The organism is Pseudomonas sp. LAMO17WK12:I1 (genome assembly GCF_900177315.1).
Lineage (GTDB): Bacteria > Pseudomonadota > Gammaproteobacteria > Pseudomonadales > Pseudomonadaceae > Aquipseudomonas > Aquipseudomonas marginalis.
Map to the genome: position 1 here is coordinate 85338 of NZ_FWZV01000010.1, position 12543 is coordinate 97880.

At 57.6% G+C, this 12543-nt stretch carries 14 protein-coding genes; 7 read left to right on the top strand and 7 right to left on the bottom strand.

Annotated elements, in window-relative coordinates:
- Window positions 1–11 precede the first annotated feature (11 nt).
- The 6 genes from B9N88_RS19790 to B9N88_RS19815 are packed head-to-tail and all read left to right on the top strand — an operon-like array spanning window position 12 to window position 5480.
- Window positions 12–1043 carry an ABC transporter ATP-binding protein gene (locus B9N88_RS19790; protein ID WP_027605715.1) on the top strand — a complete coding sequence of 344 codons (1032 nt, stop codon included), beginning with the start codon at window positions 12–14 and terminating at the stop codon, window positions 1041–1043.
- Window positions 1040–1669, top strand: coding sequence for an ABC transporter permease (locus B9N88_RS19795; RefSeq protein ID WP_027605716.1), 630 nt, complete (start codon window positions 1040–1042; stop codon window positions 1667–1669). The genes B9N88_RS19790 and B9N88_RS19795 overlap by 4 nt, the downstream gene beginning before the upstream one ends.
- Complete coding sequence (locus tag B9N88_RS19800) at window positions 1669–2352, top strand: ABC transporter permease (RefSeq protein WP_043293549.1); 684 nt, start codon at window positions 1669–1671, stop codon at window positions 2350–2352. Before B9N88_RS19795 ends, B9N88_RS19800 begins: the two co-directional genes overlap by 1 nt.
- Window positions 2353–2401: 49 nt before the next feature.
- A complete protein-coding gene (locus B9N88_RS19805) occupies window positions 2402–3307 on the top strand; it encodes an ABC transporter substrate-binding protein (RefSeq protein WP_027605717.1) in 906 nt (301 codons plus the stop codon).
- A 51-nt stretch (window positions 3308–3358) separates the two neighbouring features.
- Window positions 3359–4672, top strand: coding sequence for an LLM class flavin-dependent oxidoreductase (locus tag B9N88_RS19810; RefSeq protein WP_256221198.1), 1314 nt, complete (start codon window positions 3359–3361; stop codon window positions 4670–4672).
- Between the two features lie 34 nt (window positions 4673–4706).
- Window positions 4707–5480, top strand: coding sequence for a phosphate/phosphite/phosphonate ABC transporter substrate-binding protein (locus B9N88_RS19815; RefSeq protein ID WP_027605719.1), 774 nt, complete (start codon window positions 4707–4709; stop codon window positions 5478–5480).
- Window positions 5481–5545: 65 nt separating this feature from the next.
- Here B9N88_RS19815 and B9N88_RS19820 read toward each other — a convergent pair whose 3' ends face one another.
- From B9N88_RS19820 to B9N88_RS19835, 4 genes are all read right to left on the bottom strand, one after another.
- Complete coding sequence (locus B9N88_RS19820; protein ID WP_027605720.1) at window positions 5546–6568, bottom strand: transketolase family protein; 1023 nt, start codon at window positions 6566–6568, stop codon at window positions 5546–5548.
- Window positions 6565–7413, bottom strand: coding sequence for a transketolase (locus B9N88_RS19825; RefSeq protein ID WP_027605721.1), 849 nt, complete (start codon window positions 7411–7413; stop codon window positions 6565–6567). The genes B9N88_RS19820 and B9N88_RS19825 overlap by 4 nt, the downstream gene beginning before the upstream one ends.
- A 17-nt stretch (window positions 7414–7430) precedes the next feature.
- A complete protein-coding gene (locus B9N88_RS19830; protein WP_027605722.1) occupies window positions 7431–8732 on the bottom strand; it encodes an MFS transporter in 1302 nt (433 codons plus the stop codon).
- A 96-nt stretch (window positions 8733–8828) separates the two neighbouring features.
- Window positions 8829–9578: an SDR family NAD(P)-dependent oxidoreductase gene (locus tag B9N88_RS19835; RefSeq protein WP_027605723.1), complete on the bottom strand. Its 750-nt coding sequence runs from the start codon at window positions 9576–9578 to the stop codon at window positions 8829–8831.
- A gap of 191 nt (window positions 9579–9769) precedes the next feature.
- Between B9N88_RS19835 and B9N88_RS19840 the strand changes: the two genes are divergently transcribed.
- Window positions 9770–10687, top strand: coding sequence for a LysR substrate-binding domain-containing protein (locus B9N88_RS19840; protein ID WP_027605724.1), 918 nt, complete (start codon window positions 9770–9772; stop codon window positions 10685–10687).
- Between the two features lie 62 nt (window positions 10688–10749).
- Here B9N88_RS19840 and B9N88_RS19845 read toward each other — a convergent pair whose 3' ends face one another.
- The 3 genes from B9N88_RS19845 to B9N88_RS19855 all read right to left on the bottom strand — a co-directional run bounded on the left by B9N88_RS19845 (window position 10750) and on the right by B9N88_RS19855 (window position 12531).
- Window positions 10750–11382 (bottom strand): LysE family translocator, encoded by a 633-nt coding sequence (locus B9N88_RS19845; protein ID WP_027605725.1) that lies wholly within the window; start codon window positions 11380–11382, stop codon window positions 10750–10752.
- 183 nt (window positions 11383–11565) lie between these two features.
- The gene (locus B9N88_RS19850) at window positions 11566–11874 is read right to left on the bottom strand and encodes a YciI family protein (RefSeq protein WP_027605726.1); all 309 of its coding nucleotides are present in this window, start codon (window positions 11872–11874) and stop codon (window positions 11566–11568) included.
- Window positions 11875–11901: 27 nt separating this feature from the next.
- Window positions 11902–12531, bottom strand: coding sequence for an FMN-dependent NADH-azoreductase (locus B9N88_RS19855; RefSeq protein WP_027605727.1), 630 nt, complete (start codon window positions 12529–12531; stop codon window positions 11902–11904).
- Window positions 12532–12543: the final 12 nt, after the last annotated feature.

Consider the following 12543-nt stretch of genomic DNA (forward strand, 5'->3'; position numbering starts at 1 on the left):
GGCGTCGGAAAATGATACGTTTTGAAGCCATCAGGAAAACTCATAAAGGCAGCCCGCGAATGGCCGTGAGCGATTTAACGCTTCACGTCCGGGAGGGGGAGATCTGTGTATTTGTCGGGCCGAGTGGCTGCGGCAAAACCACCATTCTGCGCATGATCAACCGGCTGGATACCCAGGACAGTGGCCGCATCCGTGTCAACGGCGTGGCGACCGATGAACTTGACGTCGTTACGCTACGTCGCGGCATTGGTTTCATGATGCAGAGCGCCGCCTTGTTTCCTCACCAGACGGTTGCCGAAAATATTGGCGCAGTCCCGCGGCTGCTGGGCTGGAGCCAACATAAAATCCGCCGGCGCGTGAGCGAGCTCATTTCCCTGGTTGGGCTTCAGCCGGAATTTCTGGACCGCTACCCTAATCAGCTGTCGGGCGGGCAGCAAAGTCGTGTCGCCCTGGCAAGGGCATTGGCCTCGGACCCACCGGTTGTATTAATGGACGAACCCTTTGCCGCGCTTGATCCGGTGATACGCGAGCGACTGCAGGATGAACTGGTTGCGCTTCAGCGACGTCTGCATAAAACCATTATCCTGGTGACCCATGATATGGAGGAGGCCATCAAGATTGGTGATCGGATTGCGATCTTCGAGGGCGAAGGGAAACTTGTCCAGTTCGATACCCCTCACAACATCCTTGCCCATCCTGCCAGCGAGTTTGTGAGGAGCTTTATCGGCAAAGATCCGCTGTTAAAAAGACTTTCGCTGATGAAGGTTTCTGATCTTCCGGTGGATGAGGTCAGTTGTGAATTCAAACTTCTACTGGATGACAAGTCCAACCCGTTGAAGTGGGTCAGTGACTCGGACATGCCTGTTCCGGAGCTGACAACAGTGTCGAGTCACGACTCGTTGCATCACGCTCTGGTTAAGATGCTAACGGCGCCTATGGGGGTGGTTGTTCGCGTGGACGAGGCCGGCGGTTACGAAGGTTGCCTGTCGATTGCCAGCCTTCACAGCGCACTTAATGAACGCCGCTTCGGAAGTGCGCAATGATTGACTGGTCCTGGATCGTTGAAAACTGGCAGCAGATCGGCCAGCTGTTGGTCGATCATATTCAACTGGTGACCCTGGGCCTGTGTATAGGGATGCTGTTGGCGGGTGCAATGGTGCTCTTGACGTTGTGGCAGCCAGGATTGGCGCGGCCGATGATTTATGCCTGCGGCATACTTTTTACCATTCCGTCCCTGGCACTGTTTATTTTGATAATGCCTTTTACCGGCTTATCCAAGACCACTGCGGTCATTGGTTTGAGCCTGTATTCCTTGCTTATTGTGTTGCAAAACACCTTGGCGGGACTTGCGAGCAACCCTGCGGACGTATTGGAGGAAGCCCGCGCGCTTGGGTATACGCGCATGCAGAGGTTCCTCGGGGTTGAACTTCCACTGGCGCTGCCTGCGTTATTGGCGGGCTTACGAACAACCTCGGTTACTTTGGTGGGGCTGGTGACGGTTACTGCCTTGATTGGTCAAGGCGGATTGGGCCAGCTGTTCATTACCGGGCTGGCTCAAAGTTTCACTACACCTGTGGCAGTCAGCCTGGTCCTGACCGTGATGTTGGCGTTATGTTTTGATTTTCTGTTTTATTCAATCAATAAATGGCTGGTGCCTTGGGTGCGCTGATGAACATGATCGCAAGTGTCTACCTTTGGTTTTCTCTACCTGATAATTGGTTGGGTGAAAACGGCATACTGACTCGGCTGGCAGAGCATATTTATTATGTGTCCTTGAGCCTGGCCATTGCTTGCGCAATAGCGTTGCCGCTCGGCGTACTACTGGCTAACTACCGCAAAGGCGCGCAGGTGGCGATAGGGCTGTTCAATATTGGGCGAGCATTACCGTCCCTGGGTATTGTGATACTTGCAATCATGCTTATTGGCTATGAAACCAGCACGGTGATTATCGCGTTGGTGACCATGAGCATCCCGCCGATATTAACCAATACCTATGTTGGCATCGATCAGGTGGATTCATCCCTGAAGCAGGCTGCCAGATCGATGGGCATGCGCAGAGGGCAGATGTTTTTTCAGCTCGAGTTGCCGCTGGCTTTTCCGCTGATCTTTTCAGGGTTCCGCTCAGCCCTGGTGCAACTTATCGCCACGGCCACCATCGCCGCGTATGCCGGCTTCGGCGGGCTGGGCAGGTTTCTGATTGATGGACTGGGCCGAAATGATACGCCGCAAATCATTGGCGGCGCACTGATGGTGTCGGCACTGGCGATTGCCAGTGAGTGGGTTTGTTCAATGATAGAAACATTCATGGTTAGAAAATGGCGCGCGGGGAAAATCGAACTAAGCGCTACATGACCTGAGGCACTTGAAAGTGTGTATTAACTCTGCAGAGGTGCAAACCCACATGAAAAACAAACAACGTTCGAAGGCTCGCTCAGCGCACTCGGTTTCATTGCTGCTGGGGCTGGGCTTGCTGGTGGGCAGCGCGTTGGCCAGCGCTCAGTCCATCACCATTGGAGGGGCCAATTTTTCCGAGCAGACGATTCTCGCCAACATCTATGCGTCAGCCTTGAAAAATCAAGGGATAGACGTCAAGACCCGACTCAATCTGGGCAACCGCCAGATCATCGCCCAGGCCCTGGAAAACGGCGATATAGACGTCGTCCCCGAATACCTGGGGTCACTGTTGAGTTTCTATGACGACAAGACCGCCCTGACCACCCAAAAGGAGATCCTCAGCGCTTTGCAACAGAAGTTGCCGGCGGACCTCCAGCTGCTTGAGCCTTCGTCCGCAGGTTCTATTACTGCCTGGGCCGTCACCCAAAAGACCGCAGAAAAGTACAACCTGCGCACCTTGTCCGACCTGGCGCCCGTCTCGGGTGATTTCACCCTGGGCGGGCCTCCCGAAGTCGCCACGGCCGCGTTAGGGCTGCCCGGGTTGAAGGCGGTCTACGGCATCAACTTCAAGAGCGTCAAGTCGCTGGACATGGGCGGGCCCTTGTCGCGGCTGGCGTTGAACTCCGGCGCCATCGACGTGGCCACGGTGGTCTCCACGCAAGGCATCCTGGCGAAAGAGCCTTGGGTTGTCCTCGAGGACGACAAGCACCAACAGCCCCTGCAAAACATCACGCCACTGGGGCGCAAGGCGTTGCTGACCCCGGAAGTCACCCAGGTGCTTAACGAGGTTTCTGCAAAGCTGACCGATGACGACCTCAAGCAACTCAATTGCCTGGTTGATATCGATCACAAGGACCCCGCGAAAGTCGCGGCGCAGTGGGTCGCCGAACATACCGTCAAGACGGTCCAGTGAAAATCAATGCGACGTGGGTAAGGTCGCGGAGGCGTTATGTCGAATAAAAGTATGATTTTGAATTTGTTCTTTTTTAACCCCCAGGGCGATCATCGTTTTTCCTGGCGCCACCCGCAGGCACCGACCCAAGAGATATTGACCCTGGGTTACTACGTAAAACTGGTGCAGGCGGCGGAGGCGGCGAAGTTTGATGCGGTTTTTGTTGCGGATCACGTTGCGGTCTGGGATTCCGTGGCCAGCGGGCTCAGGCACTATGCCAACGCCCGCCTGGAACCGATTACGCTGTTGTCCGCACTGGCGGCGGTTACCGAGCACATCGGGCTGATGGGCACGGCTTCGACTTCCTATAACGAGCCCTTCAACCTCGCGCGCTATTTTGCTTCGCTGGACTACCTCAGCGCAGGGCGGGCCAGCTGGAATATCGTGACGTCCTGGCTGGAAGAAGAGGCTTCGAATTTCGGATTGTCAGGCGTGACGAAACACGGCGATCGTTATCTGCGGGCCGAGGAGTTCATCCAGGTCGTCAAGCAGCTTTGGGACTCCTGGGAGGAGGGCGCGCTTGAATTTGACAAGGGCACCGGCGACTTTGCCGACCCCTCGAAAATCCACCCGATCAATCACAAAGGCGCACATTTCAGCGTACGTGGGCCGCTTAACGTGCCGCGTCCACCCCAGGGGCATCCGGTCCTTGCCCAGGCGGGGTCTTCTGAAGCCGGCAAGAACCTGGCCGCCGCCCATGGGGACGTACACTTCTGTTTTATCAACTCGGTCGAGGAGGGACTGGCGTACAGGGCAGATTTGAATCGCCGACTCGAGTTGAAGGGCAGGCATTCCAGTGATCTGAAAATCATCACCGGCGTGCTGCCGGTGGTGCTCGGGGATGAGACTGAGGAGGAACGACGTCGGCACCTGGAGGACAGCCTGATTATCGATGCGGTGGCGATTGACCTGGTCTCCAGCTACACCCGCCTGGACCTGACAGGACTATCGCCGGACGGCCCGTTGCCAGCGTTGCCGGATGAGTCCGAGTTTGATGGCATTCGAACCGAGCTGGCCCTGCTCAAGCAGTACGACACCTCCCTGTCCATCCGCGAAATAGGGCGCCGGTTGGTCAAGAGCTCCAGCACCTGGCTGTTGATCGGAACGGCGGAGCATATTGCCGACAAGCTTTCAGCGTTATACGAGTCGAATGCCGTCGATGGCTACAACCTCATGTTTCCGTTTTTGCCCACTGACTTCGAAACCTTCACCCGTGGCGTGGTGCCTCTGCTGCAAGCCAGAGGGGTGTTCCGCCAGGAATATGAGCCCGGGACACTGAGGGATCGCTTGGGCTTGAAGACGCCGGCCAACCGTTTCCTGTTGTGAGCAGTATCAATCGCACCCTCTGAATGGATGTCATATGACCAGCGATCTATCCATGTACCTCGCTCCCGCCAGGGTTCTACACGCACAGGATGCCTGGCTTGAGCGCATCCTGGCGATTCTCGGCGAGCGCCGTGGGCAAACACAGGTCGTTGATCTCGCGGCGCACTGGCTTTCCCCGGATCTGTTGTTATCCCAGACCTGCGGCTATCCATTCGTTACGTCGCTGCGGGGAAAGGTAAAGCTGGTAGGGCGCCCGAGCTATGAGCTTACCCATGGCTCCGGCGGGGACCATTGCAGTTTGCTGCTCTGCAGGGCTGATTCGGCCGTGATTGACCTGGCGGGTTTCCAGGGGCGCCATGGCCTGATCAACGCCCTGGATTCCAACTCTGGAATGAATTTATTTCGCCACACGCTGGCCGGGATCAGCGACCGAGGTTTCTTCTCGAAACTCACCTTCACCGGATCCCACAGGGCGAGCCTGCGAAGGCTTAGAGAAGGCGAGGGTGATTTGGCTTCCATCGACAGTGTCACCTACGACTATCTTGCGAGAGATCACAGTGACGAGATCGAAGGCCTCAGGATCCTGACACGAAGTGCGCGCAGTCCCTGCCTGCCTTACATCACCTCGATTGGTCAGGACGCCGTTTCAATCAGAAACGCAATGAACGAAGCCTTGGGGCAGCTTCCTGAGGTGTCCCGTGACCTCGCGATCAAGGAAGTCCTGCCGGCCAGTGAGGCTGACTATGAGTGTCTCCTGGAATATGAGCGCAGTGCGGCCAGTCGCGGCTTTTCGTTTGTAGCGTCCTGAGCGGCCCCACCTCAAACGGAGGCACTCCTGCAGGGGACTCATTCAGTCCCCAGCAGGTTCAAACCCTATAGCCAACCCTTGATCTGCGCGCACACAGCCTGGGTGGAAATACCGTAGCGATCGTGCAACGTCGGAAGCGCTCCCGCATCGAGAAACGCGTCCGGCAGCGCTATTTGCCGGAACGTCGGGGTAACGCCATTGCGCAACAGCACGGTTGCCACCGCTTCGCCCAATCCGCCAATGATGGAGTGGTTTTCGGCCGTCACTACCAGTCGTCCCGGCTTTCTGGCTTCAGCCAGAATGGTCTGCTCATCCAAAGGCTTGATAGTGGGCACGTGAAGCACCGCGACATCCACGCCATCTGCCTGTAGTTCCTTGGCGGCTTCCAGGGCGCGCATGGTCATCAAACCGGTGGAAATGATTAAAACCTCATTGCCCGTGCGCAGGGTCTTGGCCTTGCCGATCTCGAATGTATAGCCATATTCGTCGAGCACCAGCGGTACGTTGCCGCGCAGTAACCGCATGTAGACCGGCCCTTGATGCGCAGCAATGGCGGGCACGGCTTGTTCGATTTCCAGGGCATCGCAGGGGTCGACGATCATCAGGTTGGGCATGGCGCGGAAAATCGCCAGATCATCCGTTGCCTGGTGGCTGGGGCCGTACCCGGTGGTCAGGCCCGGCAGGCCGCAGACGATTTTGACGTTGAGGTTTTCCTCGGCAATCGCCATGCAGATGAAGTCATAGGCCCGGCGCGACGCAAACACCGCGTAAGTGGTAGCGAAGGGCACGAACCCCTCCCGAGCCATGCCGGCTGCCGCGCTCATCAACAGTTGCTCGGCCATGCCCATCTGGTAGAAACGCTCCGGATGCGCCTTGGCAAAAATGTGCAGGTCGGTGTATTTGGACAAGTCAGCCGATAAACCCACGATGTCCTGGCGCTGGTCCGCGAGTGCGGCCAATGCGTGACCGAATGGCGCTGGTTTTGTGGCCTGGCCTTCAGCGGCAATCGAGGCAATCATCGCCGAGGTGGTCAGCTTTTTCTTCGCCGCTGCGGGTGCCTGAACGTCAGTCTTGTGTGCGTTGCTCATACGGTTTTGCCTTCTTCCAGGTTGTTCAGGGCCACATCCCATTCATGCTCGTCGACGCGGATGAAGTGAGTCTTTTCGCGGGTTTCCAGGAACGGCACGCCTTTGCCCATTTTGGTATCGCAGATGATGACGCGCGGTTGTGCGCCGGGGTGGCTGCGGGCCGCGTCGAACGCCTTGACCAAGGCATCCAGGTCGTTACCGTCTACCCGCTGGGTGAACCAGCCAAAGGCTTGCCAGCGGTCAACGATGGGTTCAAATGCCAGCACTTCGCTGGAATGTCCGTCGGCTTGCTGGTTATTCACGTCGACAATGGCGATCAGGTTGTCGAGCTTCCAGTGCGAAGCGGACATGACCGCTTCCCAGGTGGATCCCTCATTCAGCTCGCCGTCCGACAGCAGGTTGTAGACGAATGAGGCGGACTGTTTGCGCTTCAAGCCCAGGCAGGCACCCACTGCGATGCCCAGCCCCTGGCCCAGGGAGCCGCCTGTAATCTCCATGCCGGGGGTGTAGGCGGCCATGCCGGACATGGGCAGGCGGCTGTCATCCGAACCGTAGGTTTCAAGTTCATCCAGTGGGATGATTTGCGCTTCAATCAGCGCCGCATACAGGGCTATCGCGTAGTGGCCGATGGAAAGGTAAAAGCGATCACGCTGTTCCCATTCCGGGTCTTCGGGCTTGTAGTTCAAGGCGTGGAAGTACGACACGGCGAGCAAGTCTGCCGCGCCCAGCGCCTGGCCGACATAGCCCTGGCCCTGGACTTGGCCCATGCGCAAGGCATGGCGGCGAATGTTATGGGCACGCTGCACCAGGGTGGTGGAGGACGCGCGAGATAAAGTGGCAGTCATGGAAATTCTCCGTTAACTCAACGATTGACCGAAGCGGCAGGAATGCGCAGCACCAGGCAGGCACCGATGCACAGCACACCGGTAATCAGGTACATGCCGATGGCGCTCGAACCGGTCGTGGTGGTGATCCAACCAATCAGGTAGGGCGAGCAGAAACCCGCCAGATTGGCAAAGCTGTTGATTCCAGCGATCCCGGCAGCGGCGGAGACGCCGCCGAGCAAGGTGGTCGGCAGCATCCAGAACAGTGACGACGCCGACAGCACGCCTGCTGCTGCAAGGCACAGGCACAACACCGACAGCATCAGTTGGGTGCCGAACACCGCCGCCAACGTGAGGCCCAGCGCACCGGCAAGCATTGGCGCCACCAGATGCCAACGGCGCTCCTGGTGCTTGTCGCCGCTGCGCCCCATCAGCACCATCGCGACAATGGCGCACAGGTAGGGGAGGCTGGTGAGCAAGCCGATGTGCATCGGGTCGGCAACACCGGCATTACGGATAAGGGTCGGCAGCCAGAAGGTGATCGCGTACTGGCCCATGACCACGCAAAAGTAGATGCAGGCGAGAATCCACAGGCGGCGGTCGCGCAGGAAGGCGCCGACCGATGCATGGGTGACTTTACGGCTGTTGTCCTCGGCGAGTTCTTTGCGGACCAGCGCTTTTTCTTCATCGGTGAGCCAGGTCGCCTGGTGCACGCCGTCCTTGAGGTAAGCCAGCACCATCAGGCCAACGATGACGGTCGGAATGGCTTCGAGCACGAACATCCACTGCCAGCCCGCCCAGCCATGTACGCCGGCGAACTGGGTCATGATGTAGCCCGAGAGCGGCCCGCCGATCATGCCGGAGAGCGGGATGGCGATGAACCACAGCACGGTCATTTTGGCGCGGCGGTAGGAGGGGAACCAGTAGGTGAGGTAGAGCAGCAGGCCCGGTGCCAGCCCGGCTTCGGCGATACCGAGCAGGAAGCGCAGCGCATAGAACTGCCAGGCCGTTTCCACGAAGGCGAAGAGGGCGGAGATAATGCCCCACGAAATCATGATCCGCGCGATCCAGCGCCGGGCACCGACTTTGTGGAGGATGAGGTTGCTCGGCACTTCGCAGAGGAAATAGCCAAGAAAGAACATGCCCGCGCCGAGCCCGTATACGGTTTCGCTCAGGGACAGGTCATTCATCATCTGCAGCTTTGCAAACCCGACGTTTACCCGGTCCAGGTAGGCGCACAGGTAGCACAGCATCAGGAAAGGCATCAATCGCCAGGCAGTTTTGCGATACGCGCTTGCGCGCACTGTGGACACAGTGTCGAGCGTCATGGTGGTCATCATGAGGGTCTGATCTCTTGTTTTTATAGAACGCCGGGCTTGAAGCCCGACGTATCTTCGATCCAGAACTTAATGGACAGCGGGTGCTGGCACCTGTGGTCAGTGGATCAACATGCCGCCGTTGACATCCAGGGTGATGCCGGTGAGATAGGAGGACAAGTCGCTGGCGAGAAACAGCGCCGCATTGGCAACATCCTGCGCGGCACCAAGCCGACCCAGGGGGATGCTTTCGATGATTGCGTGGCGGCGCTCATCCTGCATCAGGCCCCCGGTGATGTCGGTATGGATCAGGCCTGGCGCAATGGCGTTGACGCGAATGTTGTCCGCGCCGAATTCGCGGGCCATGGCCTTGCCCAGTCCGAGCACGCCGGCCTTGGCGGCGCTGTAGTGCGGGCCGCCGAAAATGCCGCCGCCGCGCTGGGCCGATACGGATGACATGCAGACGATGCTGCCCGAAGCCTGGGCGCGCATCACCGGAATCACCGCCTGGGACATCAACAGCGTGCCACGCAGGCTGACATCCAGGACCTTGTCGTAATCGCTCGGGCGAATGTCCAGGGTCTTGATGGGCTGGGTGATGCCGGCATTGTTGACGAGTATGTCGATACGGCCGTAGTGCTCCAGCACCTTGGCGACCGCAGCCTGGACTTGTTGCTCATCGGCCACGTTGGCAGCCAGGCCCAGGTGGCCTTCGCCGAGGGTGGCCGCGGCGTCACGGGCGGCGGACTCGTCGAGATCCAGGATGACAACGCGGGCGCCGTGTTGGGCGAAGGTGAGCGCGGTTGCGCGGCCGATGCCGCGTGCGGATGCGGCGCCAGTAATAATCGCGACTTTGCCTTGAAGAAGCATGAGGGATACCTCTGATTGTTTTTATGGTTCGATTCAGCGATCGATGGCTCAGAGTGGTCCCCGTCGACGGGCCGAGCAATAACGCAAACCTCACTGCTACATGAATAAAATTCAGCACTCGTCAATGTGGACCGCAAATGCTTGAATGGCACGATCCGCCCGCGACCCAAAAAACAATAGGCTGAATACCGATGCGCCAGGACGATATCCCCACCTCCAATCTGCCACCGCTGAGAGCCATTCAGGCCTTCGAGCAGACAGCCCGTTTCGGCAACCTGGCAAGGGCCGCCGAAGTGCTCGACCTCACACCGTCAGCGATCAGCCATCAACTGGCCAAGCTGGAGGTGATGATTGGTCGGCAGTTGTTTGTGCGGGCAGCGCGTGGGGTGACCCTGACGCCAGTGGGTGAGCAGTACTTGAAGGATATTTCCGGTCTGTTGCAGAGCCTTGAGGTCGCCACCGAGCGCGCCGCGAGTGACGTCAGCCTGGATTGCCTGCGGCTGCATTCGGCCCCCAGCTTTGGCTTGCTCTGGCTGATGCCGCGGTTGGAGTCGTTTCGCGCGAGCAATCCGGACATCCAGATCAATTTGTCGTGTTCCTATGAGTCGCTGCATTTCAGCCAGGACAAGATCGATGTGGATATTCGTCACGGCCGGCCTAATTGGCCCAGCTATGAAGTGCGCACCGTACGCAACGAAAGTTTCGCGGTGCTGGCCTCGCCCAAGCTGATCGCGCGCTGCGCGGTAGAAAACGCCGCGGATCTCCTGGCACAAGAGCTGATCCTTTCCGAAGCAACCTTGCTCAGGTGGCCTGAGTGGTTCGCCCAGCATGGCCTGGCGCGCCCCGAAAAGCCCTACGCCTTGAGTTTCGACCGTTCCTACATGAGCCTGGAAGCCGCGAGCCACGGCCTGGGGTTCGCCCTTGAAAGCACGCTGCTGGCGCAAAAATACCTGGCCAACGGTTCGCTGGTTGAAGTCGCCCCCGAAGCGTTGAGCGCTGCGGTTGCCGCCCACCATTTGGTGTTCCCGAAGGCGCACTCCAGTTTTCCCAGGGTCAGGCGGTTCTTGGGGTGGATGGAGGTGGAGTTAGGGCATAGCTTTGTGTTCTAGCGCTGTGGTTTTCCAAAGGGAATGACCGTTATTTGTCCAACGACTATCCTGGGCAAGACGGTTTAGAAGACGTTAGAGAGTACAAGAAAAACACCAATGGACAGCAGCAACGCCCCTGCGACTCGGTTGATCCACACACCAATGCGTGGATTATTACCTAACTTAAGGCCAATCTGTCGTCCACAGAGCGCAAGGGGCAGCTCTACTAAAATCATGACCACTACCAGGACGACACCGAGATAAAGCATCGAAAGTGCTTTATGACTTGCGTGCTGTGGAATGAATTGCGGCATGAATGAGAGGGTGAACATCATCGCCTTCGGGTTGAACAAGTTGGTCATCAACCCGCGTCGGTAGACGGGCCAGAAAGTTGCCCTGATTCCGCCCTGGACCTGTGTCACCGATTGACCGGAGCGGAGCAGGCCCACACCCAGCCAGGAGAGGTATGCCGCGCCTGCTATTACCAACAGGCCATACAACAGTGGAGATGCGGCGATCAGGGCCGCCACACCCGCTATCGCCAGAAGCACATAACAAAACGCGCCACTCGCCACGCCAAGAATTGCAGCCATACCCCCGCGGGCACCATTACTGATCGAATTAGACAGGATGTAGATCATGTCCGCTCCGGGCGTGATCATTAGAATCGCCACTGACGTAGCAAATAGAACCAAGGTCGTGAAAGAAATATCCATGGGGAGTTCCAGATCAATCAGAGGTGAATGATGAGGAACGCTTCTACATAGCGTATAGAATCGGATTACTCATCGAATCGCGGTGGTGCAGGCAAGCCAAAGATTGGTGTGAAGAGTCGACAAAGTTGGTATTTCTGGACCCCTCGTCTAAAGCAGCCTGTTGTTTCCAAACTCACCGGTCATTTATACAGACTGCGCATTCTCGGCCCAGCGTGCTGCGAAATCCGTCGAGCGAATTGCCGGGTCGCACTCAATTATGTCGAGGCTTACAAGCCTGTGGGCAACAAAAGGATCCTCGGCCATTATTTTCTGAATGTCTGACAACTGATGGGCGTGGGCAAGAATGAATCCGCCACTCTTATCCATGAGCGGGCCGGCGAAAAGCACATGTGCCGATCCGATGTATTTGATCAGCCAGCCCTTGTGCGCATCCAGGTGCTCCCGAATCTGTTCGGCAGAACTGGTGTAGGTCAACTTTATGGCGTAAAGCATCCGTTAATCTCCTGGCTTTAATGGTTATTAGTAGGCGGCTGACAAGTGTGCCACTGCCGAGGTAATGGCGTTTTTGGCCAGCGTTACGCCGTTATCGCGAACCTGCTCGCCTTTAGAGGCGCCTTCGGCACGAACGAATTCGATATCGTCAATTCCCAGAAAGCCAAAAAACGCTTTCAGGTAACTTTCCTGAAAGTCCATGTTCTGAAAAGGACCTTCAGCGTAAAAACCTCCGCGCGCCGATGCCACGATGACGCGCTTCCCGCCGCATAAGCCAACAGGGCCGCGTTCGGTATATTTGAACGTGCGCCCCACCTGCGCGACTCTGTCTAACCAAGCCTTCAACTGAGTCGAAACGCTGAAGTTGTACATTGGCGCACCGATTACGAGCACTTCGCTCGCGAGAAACTCGGTCACCAGCGTTTCCGAGAGTTGATGCTCCAATAAAATTTCTGCCGAAAAATCACTGTTTCCCATTTGTCGAAACCCTGCGGCAATTGAGCCACTCAGGTGTCTCACTTCTTGGTCGGCGAGGTCGCGGCGCTGCACGTGGGCACCAGGATTACTGGCTTGAATGTGCGCAACGATGGAGGCGGTAAGATCTCGGGTGATGGAATCTTTGCCCATGATGCTGGAGTCAATATGGAGCACTTTCATTCTTGATTTCCT

What these genes read in the sequence shown, in the direction of transcription:
- B9N88_RS19790 (WP_027605715.1), top strand. Translation starts at nt 12, where the DNA reads ATGATACGTTTTGAAGCCATCAGGAAAACTCATAAAGGCAGCCCGCGA.
- B9N88_RS19795 (WP_027605716.1), top strand. Translation starts at nt 1,040, where the DNA reads ATGATTGACTGGTCCTGGATCGTTGAAAACTGGCAGCAGATCGGCCAG.
- B9N88_RS19800 (WP_043293549.1), top strand. Translation starts at nt 1,669, where the DNA reads ATGAACATGATCGCAAGTGTCTACCTTTGGTTTTCTCTACCTGATAAT.
- B9N88_RS19805 (WP_027605717.1), top strand. Translation starts at nt 2,402, where the DNA reads ATGAAAAACAAACAACGTTCGAAGGCTCGCTCAGCGCACTCGGTTTCA.
- B9N88_RS19810 (WP_256221198.1), top strand. Translation starts at nt 3,359, where the DNA reads ATGATTTTGAATTTGTTCTTTTTTAACCCCCAGGGCGATCATCGTTTT.
- B9N88_RS19815 (WP_027605719.1), top strand. Translation starts at nt 4,707, where the DNA reads ATGACCAGCGATCTATCCATGTACCTCGCTCCCGCCAGGGTTCTACAC.
- B9N88_RS19820 (WP_027605720.1), bottom strand. Translation starts at nt 6,568, where the DNA reads ATGAGCAACGCACACAAGACTGACGTTCAGGCACCCGCAGCGGCGAAG.
- B9N88_RS19825 (WP_027605721.1), bottom strand. Translation starts at nt 7,413, where the DNA reads ATGACTGCCACTTTATCTCGCGCGTCCTCCACCACCCTGGTGCAGCGT.
- B9N88_RS19830 (WP_027605722.1), bottom strand. Translation starts at nt 8,732, where the DNA reads ATGATGACCACCATGACGCTCGACACTGTGTCCACAGTGCGCGCAAGC.
- B9N88_RS19835 (WP_027605723.1), bottom strand. Translation starts at nt 9,578, where the DNA reads ATGCTTCTTCAAGGCAAAGTCGCGATTATTACTGGCGCCGCATCCGCA.
- B9N88_RS19840 (WP_027605724.1), top strand. Translation starts at nt 9,770, where the DNA reads ATGCGCCAGGACGATATCCCCACCTCCAATCTGCCACCGCTGAGAGCC.
- B9N88_RS19845 (WP_027605725.1), bottom strand. Translation starts at nt 11,382, where the DNA reads ATGGATATTTCTTTCACGACCTTGGTTCTATTTGCTACGTCAGTGGCG.
- B9N88_RS19850 (WP_027605726.1), bottom strand. Translation starts at nt 11,874, where the DNA reads ATGCTTTACGCCATAAAGTTGACCTACACCAGTTCTGCCGAACAGATT.
- B9N88_RS19855 (WP_027605727.1), bottom strand. Translation starts at nt 12,531, where the DNA reads ATGAAAGTGCTCCATATTGACTCCAGCATCATGGGCAAAGATTCCATC.